15 protein-coding genes are annotated in these 17,583 nt (G+C 55.2%); 11 read left to right on the top strand and 4 right to left on the bottom strand.

What is annotated here, in order from left to right:
- The first annotated feature begins 1 nt into the window (after position 1).
- The 9 genes from VHE10_01410 (at position 2) to rpsR (ending at position 9,350) form a co-directional block, all read left to right on the top strand.
- Positions 2-1,921, top strand: coding sequence for a hypothetical protein (locus VHE10_01410; protein HVU06430.1), 1,920 nt, complete (start codon positions 2-4; stop codon positions 1,919-1,921).
- A gap of 13 nt (positions 1,922-1,934) precedes the next feature.
- Positions 1,935-3,284 carry a glycine--tRNA ligase gene (locus VHE10_01405; protein ID HVU06429.1) on the top strand — a complete coding sequence of 450 codons (1,350 nt, stop codon included), beginning with the start codon at positions 1,935-1,937 and terminating at the stop codon, positions 3,282-3,284.
- Positions 3,285-3,307: 23 nt separating this feature from the next.
- Positions 3,308-4,576: a pitrilysin family protein gene (locus VHE10_01400; protein HVU06428.1), complete on the top strand. Its 1,269-nt coding sequence runs from the start codon at positions 3,308-3,310 to the stop codon at positions 4,574-4,576.
- 12 nt (positions 4,577-4,588) lie between these two features.
- Positions 4,589-5,716, top strand: a complete 1,128-nt coding sequence (locus VHE10_01395) for an AI-2E family transporter (GenBank protein HVU06427.1) — start codon at positions 4,589-4,591, stop codon at positions 5,714-5,716.
- 12 nt (positions 5,717-5,728) lie between these two features.
- Positions 5,729-7,174 (top strand): methionine--tRNA ligase, encoded by a 1,446-nt coding sequence (metG, locus tag VHE10_01390; protein ID HVU06426.1) that lies wholly within the window; start codon positions 5,729-5,731, stop codon positions 7,172-7,174.
- Positions 7,175-7,181: 7 nt separating this feature from the next.
- Positions 7,182-7,979 carry a TatD family hydrolase gene (locus VHE10_01385; protein HVU06425.1) on the top strand — a complete coding sequence of 266 codons (798 nt, stop codon included), beginning with the start codon at positions 7,182-7,184 and terminating at the stop codon, positions 7,977-7,979.
- A gap of 147 nt (positions 7,980-8,126) precedes the next feature.
- A complete protein-coding gene (gene rpsF, locus VHE10_01380) occupies positions 8,127-8,588 on the top strand; it encodes a 30S ribosomal protein S6 (GenBank protein ID HVU06424.1) in 462 nt (153 codons plus the stop codon).
- A 56-nt stretch (positions 8,589-8,644) separates the two neighbouring features.
- Positions 8,645-9,115, top strand: coding sequence for a single-stranded DNA-binding protein (gene ssb / locus VHE10_01375; protein HVU06423.1), 471 nt, complete (start codon positions 8,645-8,647; stop codon positions 9,113-9,115).
- 31 nt (positions 9,116-9,146) lie between these two features.
- Positions 9,147-9,350 (top strand): 30S ribosomal protein S18, encoded by a 204-nt coding sequence (gene rpsR / locus VHE10_01370; GenBank protein HVU06422.1) that lies wholly within the window; start codon positions 9,147-9,149, stop codon positions 9,348-9,350.
- 31 nt (positions 9,351-9,381) lie between these two features.
- Here the strand turns inward: rpsR and VHE10_01365 are convergent, their stop codons facing one another.
- The 4 genes from VHE10_01365 to VHE10_01350 form a co-directional block, all read right to left on the bottom strand.
- Positions 9,382-9,972 carry a hypothetical protein gene (locus VHE10_01365; protein ID HVU06421.1) on the bottom strand — a complete coding sequence of 197 codons (591 nt, stop codon included), beginning with the start codon at positions 9,970-9,972 and terminating at the stop codon, positions 9,382-9,384.
- Between the two features lie 234 nt (positions 9,973-10,206).
- Positions 10,207-11,268, bottom strand: coding sequence for a recombinase RecA (gene recA / locus VHE10_01360; GenBank protein HVU06420.1), 1,062 nt, complete (start codon positions 11,266-11,268; stop codon positions 10,207-10,209).
- 1 nt (position 11,269) lies between these two features.
- The gene (locus tag VHE10_01355) at positions 11,270-11,593 is read right to left on the bottom strand and encodes a hypothetical protein (GenBank protein ID HVU06419.1); all 324 of its coding nucleotides are present in this window, start codon (positions 11,591-11,593) and stop codon (positions 11,270-11,272) included.
- A 66-nt stretch (positions 11,594-11,659) separates the two neighbouring features.
- Entirely contained in the window at positions 11,660-13,999 is a 2,340-nt protein-coding gene (locus VHE10_01350; GenBank protein ID HVU06418.1) for a DNA translocase FtsK 4TM domain-containing protein, read from the bottom strand.
- Positions 14,000-14,232: 233 nt separating this feature from the next.
- On the opposite strand from VHE10_01350, the gene VHE10_01345 reads away from it, so the two are divergent.
- Both VHE10_01345 and VHE10_01340 read left to right on the top strand, forming a co-directional pair.
- A complete protein-coding gene (locus tag VHE10_01345) occupies positions 14,233-15,087 on the top strand; it encodes a hypothetical protein (GenBank protein HVU06417.1) in 855 nt (284 codons plus the stop codon).
- A 563-nt stretch (positions 15,088-15,650) separates the two neighbouring features.
- Positions 15,651-17,537, top strand: coding sequence for a peptidoglycan-binding domain-containing protein (locus VHE10_01340; protein HVU06416.1), 1,887 nt, complete (start codon positions 15,651-15,653; stop codon positions 17,535-17,537).
- Positions 17,538-17,583: the final 46 nt, after the last annotated feature.

Raw genomic sequence — 17,583 nt, 5'->3', positions numbered from 1 at the left:
CATGTTCGAATCCGACAAGAAAAGCCCGCTCGACCGGCTCAAGAAAGGCCTCTATTCGCGCAATGTCTCCCAGACGGAGGCTCCGCGCCACGATATACATGCGGGCGGCGAAGCGGTCCCTGAATCATGGGATCGACCTGAAGACCATTCGGCCGAAGTCCCGACGCTCACTTCCGAGCGCCGCTATGCCTACAAGATAGTCTTCGTCTGCTCGGCGCTCTTTCTTTTCGCCGCTCTTATCATAGCGGCCTACACCTTCCTTTCCGGAGGGAATTTCGTATCGGTGGACAACGTAGACATCCTCGTCGAGGGTCCGGCGACCGTTTCCGGAGGGGAGGAGCTCCGTCTGGGCGTCACCGTCGCGAACAAGAACCAGACAGCGATCCAGCTCGTAGACCTCATCGCCGAATATCCTGACGGCACCAAAGATCCCGCTGACCCTTCGAAAGACCTGACCCAGACGCGCGTATCCATGGGAGACGTAGATTCCCAGTCGGTCGCCCAGAAGAGCCTTTCTGCCCTCCTCTATGGCCAGGAAGGCGATGTCAAAGACATCAAATTCACCGCCGAATACCGGACCGCGGGATCGAACGCGATCTTCTTCAAGGAGAAGGTATATCATGTCACTATTTCTTCCTCTCCGATCGTCGTCGCCATAGATACGCTCGACAAGGTGCTTGGCGGCGAGTCGTTCGACATGACCATAACCGTTTCCTCGAATACGGCATCCCCGGTCAAGGATCTCTTGCTCTCCCTCGACTATCCGTTCGGATTCTCCGTCGTCTCGTCGAATCCTGCCGCCGCGTACGGCGACAATACGTGGCGCATCGGCGACCTTGCTCCGGGCAGCAAGCGCGTCATCACGCTTCGCGCGACCGCTTCGGGAACGGACGGGGAAGAAAAAGCCGTCCATGCCGATGTCGGCATCCAGAGCGCGACGAACGAGCGCGAGATAGCGACGACGATCGTCACCCAGGACCACACGTTCATCATCGAAAAGCCGTTCCTCGGCGTCGATCTTGCTCTCGACGGCAATCGCGCCGATATCGCTTCGGCCGCAGGCCGCACCGTTCATGCCGACGTGCTGTGGACGAATAACAGCGCGAGCCAGATAACCAATGCCCGCATCGTCGCTAAGCTTTCCGGTCCGGTGCTCGACCGCAATTCCGTGACCGTGAGCGACGGCGGCTATTATGATTCGCTCACTGATTCGGTCATCTGGGAAGCGGGAAGGGCGGGTAGCCTTACGACCATAGCTCCGGGCGCAGACGGCAGGGTAAGCTTTACCGTCTCGTCGCTTTTGCCGTCGCTCGGCCAATCTACGTCCGATCCTCGCATCACGATCTCTGTGTCGGCGCAGGGCAGCCGCGTGGACGAGACTGGCGCCCCGCAGTCCGTGAACACTGCCGTTTCGCGCGCGATCAGGCTTGTCTCGAACCTCTCCCTTTCTGCTCGCGCCGTGCATTCCCAGGGTCCCATCAGTAACAGCGGCCCTGTACCGCCGCGCGTAGACCAGCCGACGACCTATACCGTTATCTGGACAGTAACGAATACTTCGAATACCATCACGGGAGCGAAGGTAACGGCCGTATTGCCTCCCTATGTGACCTGGACGGGTACGGTGAGCCCCGCAGACGCCAATATCAGCTATGACGACCAGGCCGACACCATAACCTGGGATGTGGGCGATGTGCCGCGAAACGCCGATGTCGGATCGGGGGCAAAGCAGGTGGCGTTCCAGATATCGCTTCGCCCGTCGGCGAATCAGTCAGGCATGGTGCCTACGCTCATACTTCAGCAAGCGATTACGGGTACGGACGTATTCACGAGCTCGAGCCTTAAGAATACGAGCCCTGACCTTTCGACCAGGATAACGAGCGACCTCTTCTACAAGAACGGCGACGAGACGGTGCAAAAATAGTCAGGAAATCACAATGGCAACTAAGAAAAAAGAGCAGACGAATCAGGTAATGGAGAGCATCATCTCTCTCGCAAAGAGGCGCGGATATATATTCCAGGGCTCTGAGATATACGGCGGCCTGGCCGGTACCTGGGACTACGGCCCTCTCGGCGTCGCCCTGAAGAACAACGTGAAAAACCTCTGGTGGAAGCGCTTCGTCACCGACAGGGAAGACATGTACGGCATGGACGCTGCAATCCTTATGAATCAGACGGCATGGAAGGCGTCGGGACATGTCGCGGGATTCTCGGACCCTCTCGTCGAATGCTCGAAATGCAAGAGGCGTTTCCGCGCCGATCAGCTCCCTGAAGAGAATCGAGCCAAGAGCCTATGCCCTGAATGCGGCGGCAAATTGGGCGCGGAAAAGCAGTTCAACATGATGTTCAAGACCTACGTCGGCGCTACTGAAGACGAAGCAGCGGTCTCGTACCTCCGCCCGGAGACGGCGCAGGGCATGTTCGTCAATTTCAAAAACGTCATAGACACCTTTCACCCGAAGCTTCCGTTCGGCATGGCGCAGATAGGCAAGGCGTTCCGAAACGAGATCGCTCCGCGAGATTTCATATTCCGCGTCCGCGAATTTGAACAGATGGAGATCGAGTATTTCGTCGACCCGAAGGATTGGAAGCCGACGTTCGAGCATTTCGTCGAACAGGTCCACGCGTTCACGGACGACGTCGGCCTTTCGAAGGAAAAGGTCCACGAGCTCGAAGTGCCGGCTGATTCTTTGGCTCACTATTCCAAGCGCACGATCGATTTCGAATACGACTATCCGTTCGGCAGGAAAGAGCTCTACGGCCTCGCATACCGCACCGATTTCGATTTGAAGGCCCATGCCGCCATGTCGAACGTAGACCTCTCGTATTTCGATGAAGAGGCGAAGGTTCGCTTCGTGCCGCACGTCATCGAGCCTTCGTTCGGCGTCGATCGGACCATCCTCGCCATCCTCGCCGACGCATACCGCGAAGACGAGCTCGGCGGCGAGAAGCGCGTCTATCTGAAGCTTTCCCCGAACGTCGCTCCGGTCAAAGTCGCCGTATTCCCGCTCCTTAAAAACAAGGAAGCCCTCACGGAAAAGGCGCGCGAAATTTACAAGGTCCTCCGCACCGAATTCGGCGCTGTCGAGTACGACGAAGCCGGTTCGATAGGCAAGAGGTACCGCCGCCAGGACGAGATCGGCACGCCGTTCTGCGTCACGGTCGATTTCGATACCATCGAAAAGGACGGCAGTCCTCTCACAATCCGCGACCGCGACACGGGCAATCAGGAGAAGATCGCCCTCAAGGACCTCGTCTCGTATCTCGCCCAGAAATTGAATAAATAGCCGTTCGCCTATACACTAGGCGCATGCTATTCAAGAAAACCATACTGCCGAACGGAGTCAGGGTCGTCACGGCTCCGATGAAAGACAATCCGACCGTCACGGTGATGGTTTCCGTGAATACGGGCTCGTTCTACGAGCTTCCCGATCAGGCGGGCCTCTCTCATTTTCTCGAGCATATGTGCTTCAAAGGCACGGTCAAACGCCCGTCGGCACGCATGATAACGACGGAGCTCGATTCCATCGGAGCCGTCTACAATGCCTATACGTCCCAGGAGGTGACGGGATACTGGGCCAAGGCCGATACCAGGCATTTCAGCCGCATTGCCGACATCGTCGCCGACATATTCAAGAACTCGACCTTCCCTGAAAAGGAGATCGAGGTAGAGAAGGGCGTCGTCATGGGCGAGATAGACATGTACAAGGACGATCCGCAGGAAAAGATCGGCCGCGCCGTCGCCGAGCATATGTTCAAAGGCCAGCCTGCCGAGCGCGATATCTTGGGAACTAAAGAGAGCGTACAGGCCATCACGCGCGAGGCGCTCGTCGCATACAGGACTTCGCAGTATACAGCCCCGAACGTCGTCGTGACCATCGCCGGAGGCGTCAACGAATCCGATATGCTCGCATGGGCGACTGAGAGCTTCTCCAGCCTTTCGTCCGAAAAGCCGCGACCGGAATTCCTGACGATGAACAAAGACCAGAAGGCGCCCGAATCTGTCTTCGTGGACAAAGACACCGATCAGGCGCATATCGTCATGGTCTGGAGGACGTTCGACAGGAAGCATCCCGACCGTGACATAGCCCGTATCATAAAGAATATCCTCAAGAGCGGCATGAGCTCGCGCCTCTTCATGCGCCTGCGCGATGAGATGGGATCGGGATACTACATATCTGCCGCGCAGGCGCTTCATACCAGCTTCGGCTTCTTCGCTATCACGACGGGCACGACGCACGCTCGTGTCCCGGAGATAGTCGCTGCCATCGTCGCGGAGACGGAAAAGCTCAAAAACGAGCCGATTACTAAGGACGAGCTCGATAAGGTCAAAGAATTCACCCGTGCCCACCGATTGATGTCGCTCGAAACCTCTGACGACGTGGCGTCATATTGTGGCGACCAGGAAGCATATGACGGCGAGATACTCACTCCCGAAGAATTTGAGGCGATCGCGAACAAGATAACGGCCGAAGACATTATGCGCGTCGCAAAGGTCGTCTTTGACAAGGACAGGCTCACTGTCGCGGCGATAGGAAAAGGAATAGACAGAGAGGCTGTTATCAAGGCCGTATCGTAGTATCATTACGTCATGAAGAATCCGGGAACGAGGATCGAAATAACGACCGGCACCATAGCCAGGGCAATACTTCTCGCGCTCCTCACGATAGCGATGTTCGCCCTCAAAGACATCATCCTCGTCGTCTTGACGGCAGTCGTCATCGCGTCAGCGATCGAGCCGGGCATCCACTGGCTCATGGACAAGAAGATCCCGCGCATCTTTTCGGCGCTTATTATCTATGGAGCCGTCGCGGCCCTCGTCGTCAGCGCGTTCTATACCGTTATCCCTCGGCTTCTCGAGGATACGTCGGAATTCTTGAGCTCGGTGCCGCAATACATCGAATCTTCGTCCCTTTGGAATCCTCTCGGCAATCCCGCGAACGAGCCTACTTCTGTGGTCGCAGCGAATATCTCCCATGGCGTCCAGACAACGGCCCAGAATAAGCTCCTTATCACCGCTACCGGAGTCCAGCCGGACGAATACTCCATCCAGGGCGTTCTCCAGTCCATCGATGAAGCTATAAGCTCGGTCTCCGCAGGATTCGTGCATTCGGCGAGCTCGGTGTTCGGCGGCGTGCTGTCGTTCATCCTCATCGTCGTGCTCTCGTTCTATCTCGCCGTCCAGGAAGACGGCGTTGAAAAATTGATGCGCGTCATAATCCCTGATCCGGACGAATCGTATGCCATAAACCTCTGGAGGAGGGTCCGTACCAAGATCGGCCTCTGGATGCAGGGTCAGATCGTGCTCGCGCTTCTGGTCGGCATTCTGGTGTATCTCGGTCTTCTCGTCCTTGGCGTCAAGAACGCGCTCCTCTTCGCCGTTCTTGCGGCCGCGCTCGAGATGATCCCTCTCTTCGGCCCGATACTTGCCGCCGTCCCTGCGGTAGCAGCGTCGTATAACGATGGGGGGACGTCGTCGGCCCTCATCGTCGCAGGCCTGTATCTGATCGTCCATCAGTTCGAAAATCATCTCATATATCCTCTCGTCGTGAAGAAGATCGTGGGCGTCCATCCGATCCTCGTCATCATATCGCTCCTCGTCGGCTACAAGCTCGCTGGATTCCTTGGTATCATCCTCTCTGTCCCGGCTTCGACCCTTCTCGTCGAGCTTATAGACGATATGGAGCGAGGCCGCACCAAAAAGCAGCCTAAGACCTAAAGGCTCATTTCTATGTCCAAGACTTTCTATATAACGACGACCCTGCCATATGTGAACGCAGAGCCTCATATGGGACACGCGCTCGAATTCGTGCGCGCCGACATCATAGCCCGCTGGAAGAAGCTTTCCGGCTATGAGGTCTTCTTCAATACCGGCACCGACGAGCACGGACAGAAGCTCTTTAAGGCCGCCGAAAAGGCCGGCATGCCCGTCCAGGAATTCGTCGACCAGAGCGCGGTGAGCTTCAAGACCCTTTTGCCCGCGCTCGGCATATCTGAAGACGTCCATTTTATCCGCACGACCGATCCTCATCATGAAACGGCGGCGCAGGAGTTCTGGAAGAGGGTCGCGAAGAACGGCTTTATCTACAAAAAGAACTATCAATCGAAATACTGCATAGGCTGCGAAGAGACCAAGACCGATTCAGAGCTCGTAGACGGCAAATGCCCGATCCATCCGAATCTCGAGATCGAGACTATAAGCGAAGAGAACTATTTCTTCAGATTCAGCGCGTTCAGCGACAAGCTTTTAGCGCTGTACGATGCCAAAGACGATGCAAAGCGTCATCATATCGTCCCTGATTTCCGCATGAACGAGATGCGCGAATTCGTCAAGCGCGGCCTGGAAGATTTCAGCATATCGCGCCTTAAATCAAAGATGTCCTGGGGCGTTCCCGTGCCGGACGACGACAGCCACGTGATGTATGTCTGGTTCGATGCGCTCGTGAACTATATTTCGACGCTCGGCTGGCCTGAAGACGCGAAGGATTTCGAAAGATTCTGGGCAAAAGGCACGCCGACCCAGTACTGCGGCAAAGACAATACCCGATTCCAGTCCGTCATGTGGCAGGCGATGCTTCTGGCCGCTGGATTGCCGCCGACCCATACCGTCGTCGTGAACGGCTTCGTCACGGGCGAAGGGGGCATAAAGATGTCCAAATCTCTCGGCAACGTCGTGAATCCCGTCGACGTCGTAAAAGAGTACGGAACCGATGCCCTGCGCTATTTCGTCGCACGCGAGATCAGCTCGTTCGAAGACTCTCCATTCACTATGGAGCGATTTAAGAACGCGTACAACACCAATCTAGCAAACGGCCTCGGTAACCTCGTCTCGCGCGTCATGAAGATGAGGAAGACGTATGACGTAAAACCAGGCGATTGGCTTTTAGAGAAGTCATACGCCTCGAAAGCACTTGAAAGATTCGATATAAAAGCGGCGATCGATGAGATATGGGGCCGAATTGATGATCTCAATAAATTCATTCAGGAGAATCGCCCTTTCGAAAAGGTAAAGACAGATAAGGAAGGAGCCGAAAAAGATCTTCAGTACCTGGGTAAGGAGGTCTTGAAGATAGGCATCGAGCTCGAGCCGTTCATGCCGGCGGCCGCCAAGGCTATTCAGGAACTCGTCCGAGAGCATAAGATGCCCGATACGCCGCTTTTCTTGAGGAAAGACTAAAAGACCCATGCGCCCGCGATTCGTAGACATTCACGCTCACACGAACTTCGCTGTTTTCGATGCCGACCGGGGCGAGGTCATAAAACGCGCCCTCGATGCCGGCGTGTGGATGATCAATATCGGCATAGGGGAGGAGTCGTCCAAAAAGGCTGTATACATGACGGCTGAAAATCCTGTCGGCGTATACGCCATCATCGGCCTTCATCCGATGCATGCGAACGAAGAGGCTTTCAACGCCGATTTCTATCGCTCTCTCGCAAAAAACGGCGCCAAGGTCGTGGGCATAGGCGAATGCGGCCTCGATTACTATCGCAATCCAAGCGACGAAGAGCGCGCCCGCCAGAAAGCGGCGTTTGTCGGTCAGATCGAATTGGCTCTCGAGCTCGACCTGCCGCTCATGCTCCATATCCGTTCGGGCGAGGGTGGAAATGCCTATGAGGACGTCATAAATATGCTGAAGCCATACAAGGAAAAGTACGGAGACAAGCTCCGCGGCGACGCGCATTTCTTTGCGGGCAGCGTCAAGGATGCAAAAGAATTTCTCGGCTTCGGTTTCTGTCTTTCCTATACAGGTGTCGTGACATTTGCAAGTCAATACAAAGAACTCGTCGCAGCTACGCCGATCGACCGCATCATGTCCGAAACAGACTGCCCTTATGTCGCGCCTGTTCCCGAGCGCGGCAAGCGCAATGAGCCGTCGTTCGTGATCCATACCGCTGATCATCTTATCGGAATGAAGGGTCTCGGTCTCGAAGAGGGCAGGAAACAGCTCGTAGACAACGCTTTCAGGCTTTGGAGGCTCTAATCGTGCCTTTTCCTCGCATAACGTTGCAAATCGGCCGTTTTCAGGTAGTATGGCTGGTACTTGCTTTGGAATGTTTTCTGCCAAGGAAACGGCTTATAGCAAGGACGGTTCGCCTCAAAAGGGCTTTATAAGCTAGTCATAACAACAATGACAGAGACAGCTAAGACGGCAGGCACCGTCTACGAAGTGGGCTTCCACATCGTCCCCACTGTTTCTCCAGAGAATCTCCCTAAGGAGGTAGACGCCATCAAGGCCGTCCTCGGAGCGCAGCAGGCAACGATCATATCGGAAGAATTCCCCAAGCTTCGCAATCTTGCCTATACCATGATCAAGCCGATCGGACCGGCTCGACATAGGTTCGATACGGCCTATTTCGGCTGGATCAAGTTCGAGGCTCCGACCGACGCGGTCGCGGAGCTCGACAAGGCGATGAAGGGTTCGGAGAAAGTGCTCCGCCACCTCATCGTAAAGACGGTCCGCGAGAATACGCTCTACGGAGCAAAGATCCTCGCCGAAGAGAAGAAGGAGGCAAAGGCTGACGCCGTGAAGGACGGCAAGCCGGCATCCGCAGAGGACCTCGACAAGTCTATCGACAAGCTCGTCGCCTAAGATACAATAGGGGAAACTTGGTTCTCATCGATTAATCAACCAACTCTCCAAATAACATGTATCTCAACAAAGCACTCATCGTAGGAAACCTCACCCGAGACCCGGAGCTCCGCGCATTGCCTTCGGGCATGCAGGTGGTATCGCTCTCGGTCGCGACGAACAGCGTCTGGCGCGACAAGGACGGCAACAAGAAGGAAGACACTCAGTTCCATAATATAGTCGTCTTCGGCCGCCAGGCAGAGACCTCGGCGCAGTACCTTAAAAAGGGCCAACAGGTGATGGTGGAAGGCCGTATCCAGACCCGATCATGGGACGACAAGACTTCGGGCGAGAAGAAATACCGCACCGAGATCGTCGCAGACCGCGTCCAGTTTGGCGCGAAGGCCGGAGGATTCAGCGGCGGGGCAGGCGCGGGAACCTCTGAAGCTCCGACGGGCGGCAAGTCCGGTAGCGCTTCCAAAGCAGCAGCCGTAGACACGATCGAATATCCGAGCGAAGATATCAACCCGGAGGACATCCCATTCTAAAGCCAGTTACCAAGCAATTAAAGCAACCATTATGAGCAAACAGTGTTTCTTCAAGCAGCACAACATCGAGCACATCGACTATAAGGACACGGATATCCTCAAGAAATTCTTGAACCCTCATGCCCGCATCCAGGGCAAGAAGCGTACCAACGTTTCTGCGACGAACCAGCGCAAGCTCGCTCTCGCCGTTAAGAGGGCAAGGTTCATGGGGCTCCTCCCGTATGTAGCTCGATAAACAAAAAACCGCCCAAAGGCGGTTTTTTGCTCTATTTGGTGACACGCTCGCGGTATTCGCCGGTCTCGGTATTGATGCGGATAGTCTCGCCTTCGTTCACGAAGAGGGGAGCGGAGATCATGGCGCCGGTCTCTACCTTGACCAATTTGTTGCCGCCGCGGGCGGTGTCGCCTTTGATGCCCGGAGGGGCCTCGACGACCTTCAAATCGACGGTAGGAGGGAGCTTCACGCCGAATATGGTCTTTTCCTCGGTCTCAGGGTCTACGAAGATCTTGGTCTCGTATATCGTGTTCGCCTTGAGGAAAAGCGCCTGGTTGCCGAGCACCTCGGTAGATATCTTGAAGCGCTTCGACGGATCCTCTGCGTCGCAGAACCAGTATTCGCCCTTGTTGGCGTAGAGGTGCTTCGCTTCCTCGCTCGTGATCTCGGCTTCCTCGACCTTGTCGGATGCGTGGAACGTCGCCTCGACGACGCGGCCGTTCAGAAGATTCTTGATCTTCGTCTTGTTCTGCGGCTTGCGCTGCTGCATGCGGAAGATATTGTTCTCGACGACTTCGTAGGGCTCGCCTTCGAAGATGATGTACTTTCGCGCGGTTACTTCGTTGTATTCAAGGAGTGCCATGGCAGGGGATTAAAAAAGAGGCTTAATTTCTAAATACGGCTTAATAGGGCTTTATCCTAGCTCATGAACAGCAGGTTGTCCACAGATGCCGGAAAATCTTCATTATTTCTTAACTACCGCTTTTTTATCCTCTTCTACGGAGGAGCTCTTTTCCAAGATGAAGTAACCAAGTGCAGAAAAGCCGCCCCGGCGATGTCCGAAGGCGGCTTTTCTGTGGAAGGAACGAATGGGCGATTATATCTCCTTCAGCTTCGTCCTGATCTTCTTCAGGATCTCGTTCGTGATCTTGGCATTCTCCTTGAGGAACTGGCGCGTAGCGTCATAGCCTCGGCCCAGGGCTATCTTTTCGCTTCCTTCAGGCTGATATGAATACGAAGCGCCGGACTTCGAGATGATGCCGTGGACTTCGCCCAATGCGATGATCTCGCCCTCGCGGCTGATGCCTTCGTTGTACATGAGGTCGAATTCGGTCTGCTTGAAAGGCGCTCCGACTTTATTCTTGACCACTTTGACGCGCACGCGGCCGCCGACGACCTCTTCTCCTTTTTTAATTTGAGCGATTCGGCGTATGTCGAGGCGTACCGACGTATAGAATTTAAGCGCCTTGCCGCCCGGGGTAGTCTCTGGATTGCCGAACATGACGCCGATCTGCATACGGATCTGGTTTATGAATATGACGACGGTCTTCGATTTCGCCGTGATGGCAGTTAGTTTGCGCAATGCCTGGGACATCAGACGTGCTTGCTTGCCGACGTGCATGGCGCCCATATCGCCCTCGATCTCGTCCTTCGGGGTGAGGGCGGCCACCGAGTCTATCACGATCACGTCGAGCTTGCCCGATCGGACGAGCGATTCGACGATCTCGAGAGCCTGTTCGCCCGTATCAGGCTGGGAGATAAGGAGCTCGTCGGTCTTTACGCCGATGCGTTTGGCGTATTCGGGGTCCATAGCATGCTCTGCATCTATGAATGCGCATATGCCGCCCGTTTTCTGGGCTTCCGCGATGATATGGAGAGAAAGAGTAGTCTTGCCTGACGATTCAGGGCCGAAGATCTCGATAATGCGTCCGCGCGGCACGCCGCCGATGCCGAGGGCCGCATCGAGGCCGATCGAGCCGGTCTGAATGGCGTTCACGTTCACTTTCGGCTTTTCGCCGAGCTTCATGATGGCTTCGTCGCCGAATTTGGTCTTGATGGCGTTGAGCGTGTCGTCTATGTTCGCGCGCTCCTTGGGGGCGGGGGCCGTTTCGATCGCTTCCGCCGCTTCCTTTACCGCGTCTTTCTTCTTTGCTGGCATGCTAGTTGTAGGTTAATTGTAATGTCTTTCTGGCTATTCTCCCGAATCGGTCGCGGGCTTCAAGCGTAATTGTATTATACCCGGGAGCGACGAGGATCTTCTCGCGATAGGCGCCTGATTCGTCCGTAAATATCTTGTCCCCGTTCAGCGTCAAAAAGGCGATATTTTTAGCCGTTCCGCCGATCTCTACGAGCGAATCGGACACCCTGGCGCCGTTCGCGGGAAATTCGACGGAAAGCATCGGTCCTTCGGCGAGATCCTTGGCTCGGAAAGCTCCATAGCCCACGACGATAGCGATCGCGCCTATAGCAATCCATATGCTCATGAGTCTTTTTACTTTCCTCCTGTCAGTCATAGCCGTTTATCAGAATATAAGACCGAGATTAAATAATTATGAAGGCTCTTCGTTGCCCATCGTTCCAGCCGGAGCTCCTTCAGGCGCGTTGTCGCCGCCGATGACCGTTCGCGGTTTCGATCCGTCCGCAGGGCCGATGACGCCTTTCTCTTCGAGGAGGTCCATCAATCGCGCCGCACGGGAATAGCCGACGCGGAGCTTGCGTTGGATATACGACGTGGACGCCTTGCCGGCTTCGATCACGACGCGCTTGGCCTCTTCGTACATATCATCATCGCCGCCGTCTCCGCCGCCTTCGTCCATAGAGCCGAGAGGGTCGGACAGGGAATCGTCGAGCGTGGCCGAGAATATGGCGTTGTCATTCTTTACGGCGTTCTCCGAGAGGTTTATCTCGTCAGAGAGTTCTTCGATATGGCTGTCAGCAAGGAACTTCGCCACTTTCTTTACCTCGCTTTCAGAGATGTATGCGCATTGGATACGGGTCGGCTTGGACATCTCGCCTGAGAGATACAACATATCGCCGGCGCCGAGGAGCTTTTCCGCGCCCGGCTGGTCTAAAATGGTGCGCGAGTCTATCTGCGAAGCCACCTGGAGGGCGAGGCGGGCAGGGATATTCGCCTTGATAAGGCCGGTGATGACGTTGACCGACGGCCTCTGGGTCGAAAGCATCAGATGGATGCCGACGGCGCGGCTCATCTGGGCGAGGCGCACGATGCCGGCTTCCAATTCGCGCGGATATGTCTGCATGATATCGGCGAGCTCGTCTATGATGACGACGATATACGGCATCGGGTCCAAAGGCTTTTCAGCTCCTTCTTCGCCGTCTTTCTTAACTTTTACCTTTTTCTGGGCGGGCTCGAATACGTTCTTGTGGTACGACTCTATATCGCGCACGCCGTGGCCCTGAAGGATATCATAGCGCCTGTCCATTTCCTTTGCGGCCCATTTCAGGGACAGGATGGCTTTCTTGGCGTCGGTGATAACAGGCGTCAAAAGGTGAGGGATCTTGTTATAAAGGGTAAGCTCGACGCGCTTCGGGTCTATCATGATGAATTTGAGCTTGTCCGGGCCGAGGCGATAGAGCAGGGAAACGATGAGGGCGTGGATCGTCACCGATTTACCAGAACCGGTAGCGCCGGCGATCAAGAGATGGGGCATTTTAGCCACGTTGGCGAAATGCGATTTGCCCGAAATGCCCTTGCCGAGCGACACGAGGAGCGGTTTTTCCGAGGTCTGAAACTCTTCCGTGCTGAAAAGGGTGCCCAAACCGACGGTGGTCTTTGTGGTATTCGGTATTTCGATGCCCACGAGCGATTTTCCGGGGATAGGAGCTTCGATACGAAGGGGATGAGCCGCCAGAGCGAGGGAAAGGTCGTTCTGAAGGGCGACGATGCGCGAGAGCTTCACGCCCTCGGCGGGCTTAAGGGCATATCGCGTGACCGAAGGGCCGATGGACACCTCGTCCATCTCGACGTCTATGCCGAAATTCGAAAGCGTTCTCTTTATGATGTTGGCATTGGCTTTGACGTCGCCCACTTCAGGCTTGCCCTTGTCGCGCTCGAGGAGCGAAAGAGGGGGAGGGGTATATGGCCCGGCGTCTTTTTTAGGCGCGGTACGGATGAAATCCTTCGATTCTTCTTCCGGAGCAAAGACCTTGAGGTCTTTCGCCCTCTTCTCCTCCTTCGGCTTTTCGGTGGCCTTGTCTCTCTTGATCACGGACGGCTCTTCAAGAGGAAGGGCCAATTTCACCTCTACCTCTTCCTCATATTCTTTGTCCTCATCCTCGTCTTTCCCCTCATTCCTTCGGCTGAAGCTTACGAGCGATTTGAGGTCCAATTCGTCATTGAAGGCGACGAGCACCGATATGACGACGAGCGCCGACAGGAAGATAAGCGACGCCGACGTATCGAACAATTTAACGAAAGGCCATGCGACGCCTATGCCGATATAGCCGCCGTTCGGAAGGCTGCCTGCCGTCGCGGGGGCGACGATGTGGATGATACCAAGGATGGATATTAGGAAAAGGAGCGATCCGTATATCTTTGCGGTGTCGAAATGCCTGTGAAGGTTGCGGAGGAAGGTGAGGCCGAGGACCACGAACATGAGAGGGAGGAGGTAGTAGCCCACGCCGAGGAGGTGATAGAAAGCCCAGAATATCCAGTGGCCGGCGCGGCCGGCTTTATCCCATATAGTGAGGCTCACGAAAATAGCGAGGACAAAGAATACCACCGCCGATATGCCCTGGACGGTCTCGTCGGGAAGGCTTCGGAGGAAGCCCCTCTTCTCTTTCTTTGCCTGCTTCTTCGGGCGTTTTTCAGGCTTCTCCGTTTCTTCGGTTTCTTCGATGTCAGACTCCTCGTTTTTTCGTTTGGCCATGATGATGAATTATATCATCTGCCGCGCGCTTCTACTGATCGCCGCCGCGCAACATCCCGCGCGCGGCTCCCGGTCTTTACGTCCTTTATGGCGAGCATATAATGGACAGCGTCCCCCTTGACGGATTTCTTAAAAGACATTATTATAAAAGACACTTTTTTCGACCGGACGAAGACCGAAATTAAAGGACAAGATTATAAAAGACACCAAAATAAACCTTATTTTACAAGCATATGGAAGGGACGCCGCACAATCAGGATAAAAGCCTCGAACCGCGGGCTACCGAAAGGGGGCTCAATGCCGGTATCGTCTTTGGGCCGAATCGCCACTTCGCTTTTATATACAAAAAGACAGAAAAGCTCGTCACGGCGATCTATATGATCACCAATTTCATAAAGGATAACGAGCCTCTGAAATGGAAGATCCGCGAGGCGGCTCTTTCTCTCATGGAGCTTAATCTGGACTGGGTTTCGGTATCGCTCGCCGAGCGCCGCGAGCTTCTCCGCGAATACCGCGCGCTTGCTCTCGAGATCGTATCGCTTTCGAGCGTCGCATCCCACGCAGGCCTTATTTCCGAGATGAATTTCCATATCCTTTCCCGCGAATTCAACGGCCTTGTCTCCGTCATAGAAAAGGATGAGAACAAGCAGGCGAACGAAGAGACCGTCATACTCGACCCGTCGTTCTTCGCCGCGGGCGAACCGGAGCCTCTCCGAACCGCTCCGCGCGCCCCGGAAGCCGTTCCCGAGCCGCTGTCCGCTCATAAAGGACAGACGGTGTCGCAATCAAGGACACAGGCTCCTTCGGCCGAGGCTCCGGTCCCGGCCCGAAAGCACGAACATCTTCTCCCAAAAGACACCGAGGCACGGACGTCAAAGACATATGACTCTAAAGACAGTCGCCAGGCCATCATTATCAAGCTCCTTTCCAAGAAAAGCGGCCTTGGCGTAAAGGACTTCGTAGGCAACATCAAGGGCGTGAGCGAAAAGACCATCCAGCGCGAGCTTCTCGCTATGGTCGCTTCGGGAGTCCTTAAAAAAGAGGGGGAGAGGCGTTGGAGCACCTATTCTTTGGCCCAAAACCCCTAGTATCGGTCCCTTGCCGGCCCTATCGAGGATGACTTGCTTTTTGGCCTTTTTTCGTATAATATATAGAAGTGGCATATATCCAGGAAAAAGGCCTTATATAAGGCCCCGTCCCGCTTTATCCACATCGTTATAGGTGGTGCCCTTAAGGGAACCATCATATAATTGACAGGCTACAGAACCGCAGCTTCTTTCCGTCTTCTCGACCATTGAAAACCGCATAGCGATCAAAAAAGTTTCAGGCGATCCGTTCGTCCCGGACGGTCTACAGAATTTCAGCCGCACCTCATCACCCTTATAACTATGCCTTTGGGGTCGAGTCGACCCAGCGTTCTGAACTCGAGCCGGTCTGTTCATCCAGATGGTTCGAAGCCAGAGCGCTGGGAAAATAAATCCCAGGGGAATAGTCGAGGACCGCGGGCGAAAGCTCTTGGTCCGCATTTCCTCCCCACGAAGTCGAAATCGGGGGAGGGAGTGAAAGATTATTCAGTCGGTTAATCAGGAAGCGAAGCATCGTTTATCAATCAAAGCCTTCGTTTCCTCATTACTAGAAGTACACACAAATCATGCAAATTAAAACAACTTCGAAGGTTGTTGCAGCAGTCATCGGTTTCACGATGGCTCTCACGGTCTTCGCAGCAGTAGGGGCTTCGGCAGCTTCGGCACAGGCAATGACCTTGACGCAGCTCGTCAACCTCTTTATCCAGATGGGTATCATCTCTCCTGACAAGGCCCAGGCCGCGTTGGCAGCAGTGAACTCGTCGTCGTCGGTTTCGTTCACGAAGGACCTCACGGTCGGTTCGTCGGGCGCTGACGTCACCGCTCTCCAGAACGCTCTCGGAGTATCGCCAGCAACTGGCTACTTCGGTTCGATCACGAAGGCGGCTGTCGTCGCGTACCAGTCGGCACACGGCATCCCAGCAACGGGTTACGTAGGCCCTCTCACCCGCGCATCGCTCAACGGCACCTCGTCGACCGGCACCACCGGCGGTTCCTCTAACCCAGTAGTAAACTCTGGCGTTGAAGGCATCCTCACCGTTGACCAGGGTTCGATCTCGAACATCACGGTCTACGAAGGACAGACGATGATCCCTGTCGTTTCTCTCAAGCTCCAGTCGAAGCTCTCGGACATCAACGTCCAGCGCGTTCAGCTCGATCTTGGCACGAACACGACTATCTACACCAAGGTCTTCAAGACCATGTATGTAGTAGACGACTCGGGTAAGGTTCTCGCGCAGGCTGACCTCAACAGCAACACTGTTGTTAAGTCTGGTACCGACTACCTCCTCACCCTCGGCGGCTTCAGCTACAATGTTCCAAAGGACTCTACGAAGTACTTGACCATCAAGGCTGACCTCTACTCGTCGATCAAGTCTGGCGACCTCGGTTCTCGAACCATCACGGTTCCTTCGAACGCGGTTCGCGGTACGGACGGCGCTGGCATCGACCAGTACGGTCCTATCTCGCAGTTCTCGCAGACGGTCACCGTCTCGGGTTCGCTCACCGATAACGCTCAGCTCCTCGTCTCGACTGACGCTGCTAACTTCCTCGCTTCGGATGTCGTAGCTTCTGCTGGTGCAAACAACAACCAGTACGACAAGCTCCCTCTCCTCGCGTTCGACGTTCGCGCTCAGAAGGACCAGGTTGAGATCACCGACCTCACGGCAACCGTCAACGGTACCGGCGCTGCTACTGCAACCGCTGCTTACCTCTATGACGGTTCGACCTTGATCGGCTCGGCATCGGTCAACACCTCGACGGGTAAGGCTGTATTCTCGAACATCAACTACTGGGTACCTCAGGACACCACTAAGGTCCTCACGATCAAGGCTGATATTCAGAACGCAGGCACCTCGAACTCTACGTTCAACGCCACTGTCGCCGCTAACGGCCCAGTCGCTCAGAACACTCAGGGCTCGACGGTCAACCCATCGGGTACTGCTACGGGTAACACCTTCAACGTCCGAAGCGTAGGCCCTGTCTTCACGCTCAACTCGGCTACGATCACGAAGTCGGCGACTGCATCTCAGAACAACTTCTCGACCTCGACCGCAGATGCAACGTTCAACCTCACGATCACCGCAGTCGGCGGCGACATCGTCTTCGCAGACCAGGCTCCTAACAACACCTTCACCTTCGGTATCTACCAGAACGGTGCTAAGACCAGCTTGAGCAACAACACCAGCGTTGCATGGTCTACGCCATCGTCGGGTGTTACGGATCTCGCAGGCCCTCAGGCATTCAAGCTCGCTCAGAACAACTCGGTCACTATCCCTGTAGACTTCGTCTTCGAGGGTAGGACGACCGCTGGTTCTCTCCTTTCGACCGGTTCCTACGCCGTAGGTCTCGAGTCGGTTGCGTGGAGCAAGAACACTGACGGTACTGGTACGACCACTTCGAACTTCATGGCAGGCCAGACGGCTTGGAGGACGGCAGCTGTATCGCTCCCTTAACGGTAGCGTACAGAGCCTACTTCAACCGAAAGGTTTGACGTAAGTT

This window comes from Candidatus Paceibacterota bacterium, assembly GCA_035546035.1.
In the GTDB taxonomy this organism is placed as follows: domain Bacteria; phylum Patescibacteriota; class Minisyncoccia; order Phycocordibacterales; family UBA6065; genus UBA6065.
This window is presented reverse-complemented; position numbering and strand designations above follow the sequence as displayed.

Excerpts from the sequence above, each read along its gene's own strand:
- VHE10_01345 (HVU06417.1), top strand. The coding sequence starts at position 14,233 with ATGGAAGGGACGCCGCACAATCAGGATAAAAGCCTCGAACCGCGGGCT.
- VHE10_01365 (HVU06421.1), bottom strand. The coding sequence starts at position 9,972 with ATGGCACTCCTTGAATACAACGAAGTAACCGCGCGAAAGTACATCATC.
- VHE10_01395 (HVU06427.1), top strand. The coding sequence starts at position 4,589 with ATGAAGAATCCGGGAACGAGGATCGAAATAACGACCGGCACCATAGCC.
- VHE10_01355 (HVU06419.1), bottom strand. The coding sequence starts at position 11,593 with ATGAGCATATGGATTGCTATAGGCGCGATCGCTATCGTCGTGGGCTAT.
- rpsR (HVU06422.1), top strand. The coding sequence starts at position 9,147 with ATGAGCAAACAGTGTTTCTTCAAGCAGCACAACATCGAGCACATCGAC.
- ssb (HVU06423.1), top strand. The coding sequence starts at position 8,645 with ATGTATCTCAACAAAGCACTCATCGTAGGAAACCTCACCCGAGACCCG.
- VHE10_01350 (HVU06418.1), bottom strand. The coding sequence starts at position 13,999 with ATGGCCAAACGAAAAAACGAGGAGTCTGACATCGAAGAAACCGAAGAA.
- recA (HVU06420.1), bottom strand. The coding sequence starts at position 11,268 with ATGCCAGCAAAGAAGAAAGACGCGGTAAAGGAAGCGGCGGAAGCGATC.
- VHE10_01400 (HVU06428.1), top strand. The coding sequence starts at position 3,308 with ATGCTATTCAAGAAAACCATACTGCCGAACGGAGTCAGGGTCGTCACG.
- VHE10_01340 (HVU06416.1), top strand. The coding sequence starts at position 15,651 with ATGCAAATTAAAACAACTTCGAAGGTTGTTGCAGCAGTCATCGGTTTC.
- VHE10_01405 (HVU06429.1), top strand. The coding sequence starts at position 1,935 with ATGGCAACTAAGAAAAAAGAGCAGACGAATCAGGTAATGGAGAGCATC.
- VHE10_01410 (HVU06430.1), top strand. The coding sequence starts at position 2 with ATGTTCGAATCCGACAAGAAAAGCCCGCTCGACCGGCTCAAGAAAGGC.
- metG (HVU06426.1), top strand. The coding sequence starts at position 5,729 with ATGTCCAAGACTTTCTATATAACGACGACCCTGCCATATGTGAACGCA.
- VHE10_01385 (HVU06425.1), top strand. The coding sequence starts at position 7,182 with ATGCGCCCGCGATTCGTAGACATTCACGCTCACACGAACTTCGCTGTT.
- rpsF (HVU06424.1), top strand. The coding sequence starts at position 8,127 with ATGACAGAGACAGCTAAGACGGCAGGCACCGTCTACGAAGTGGGCTTC.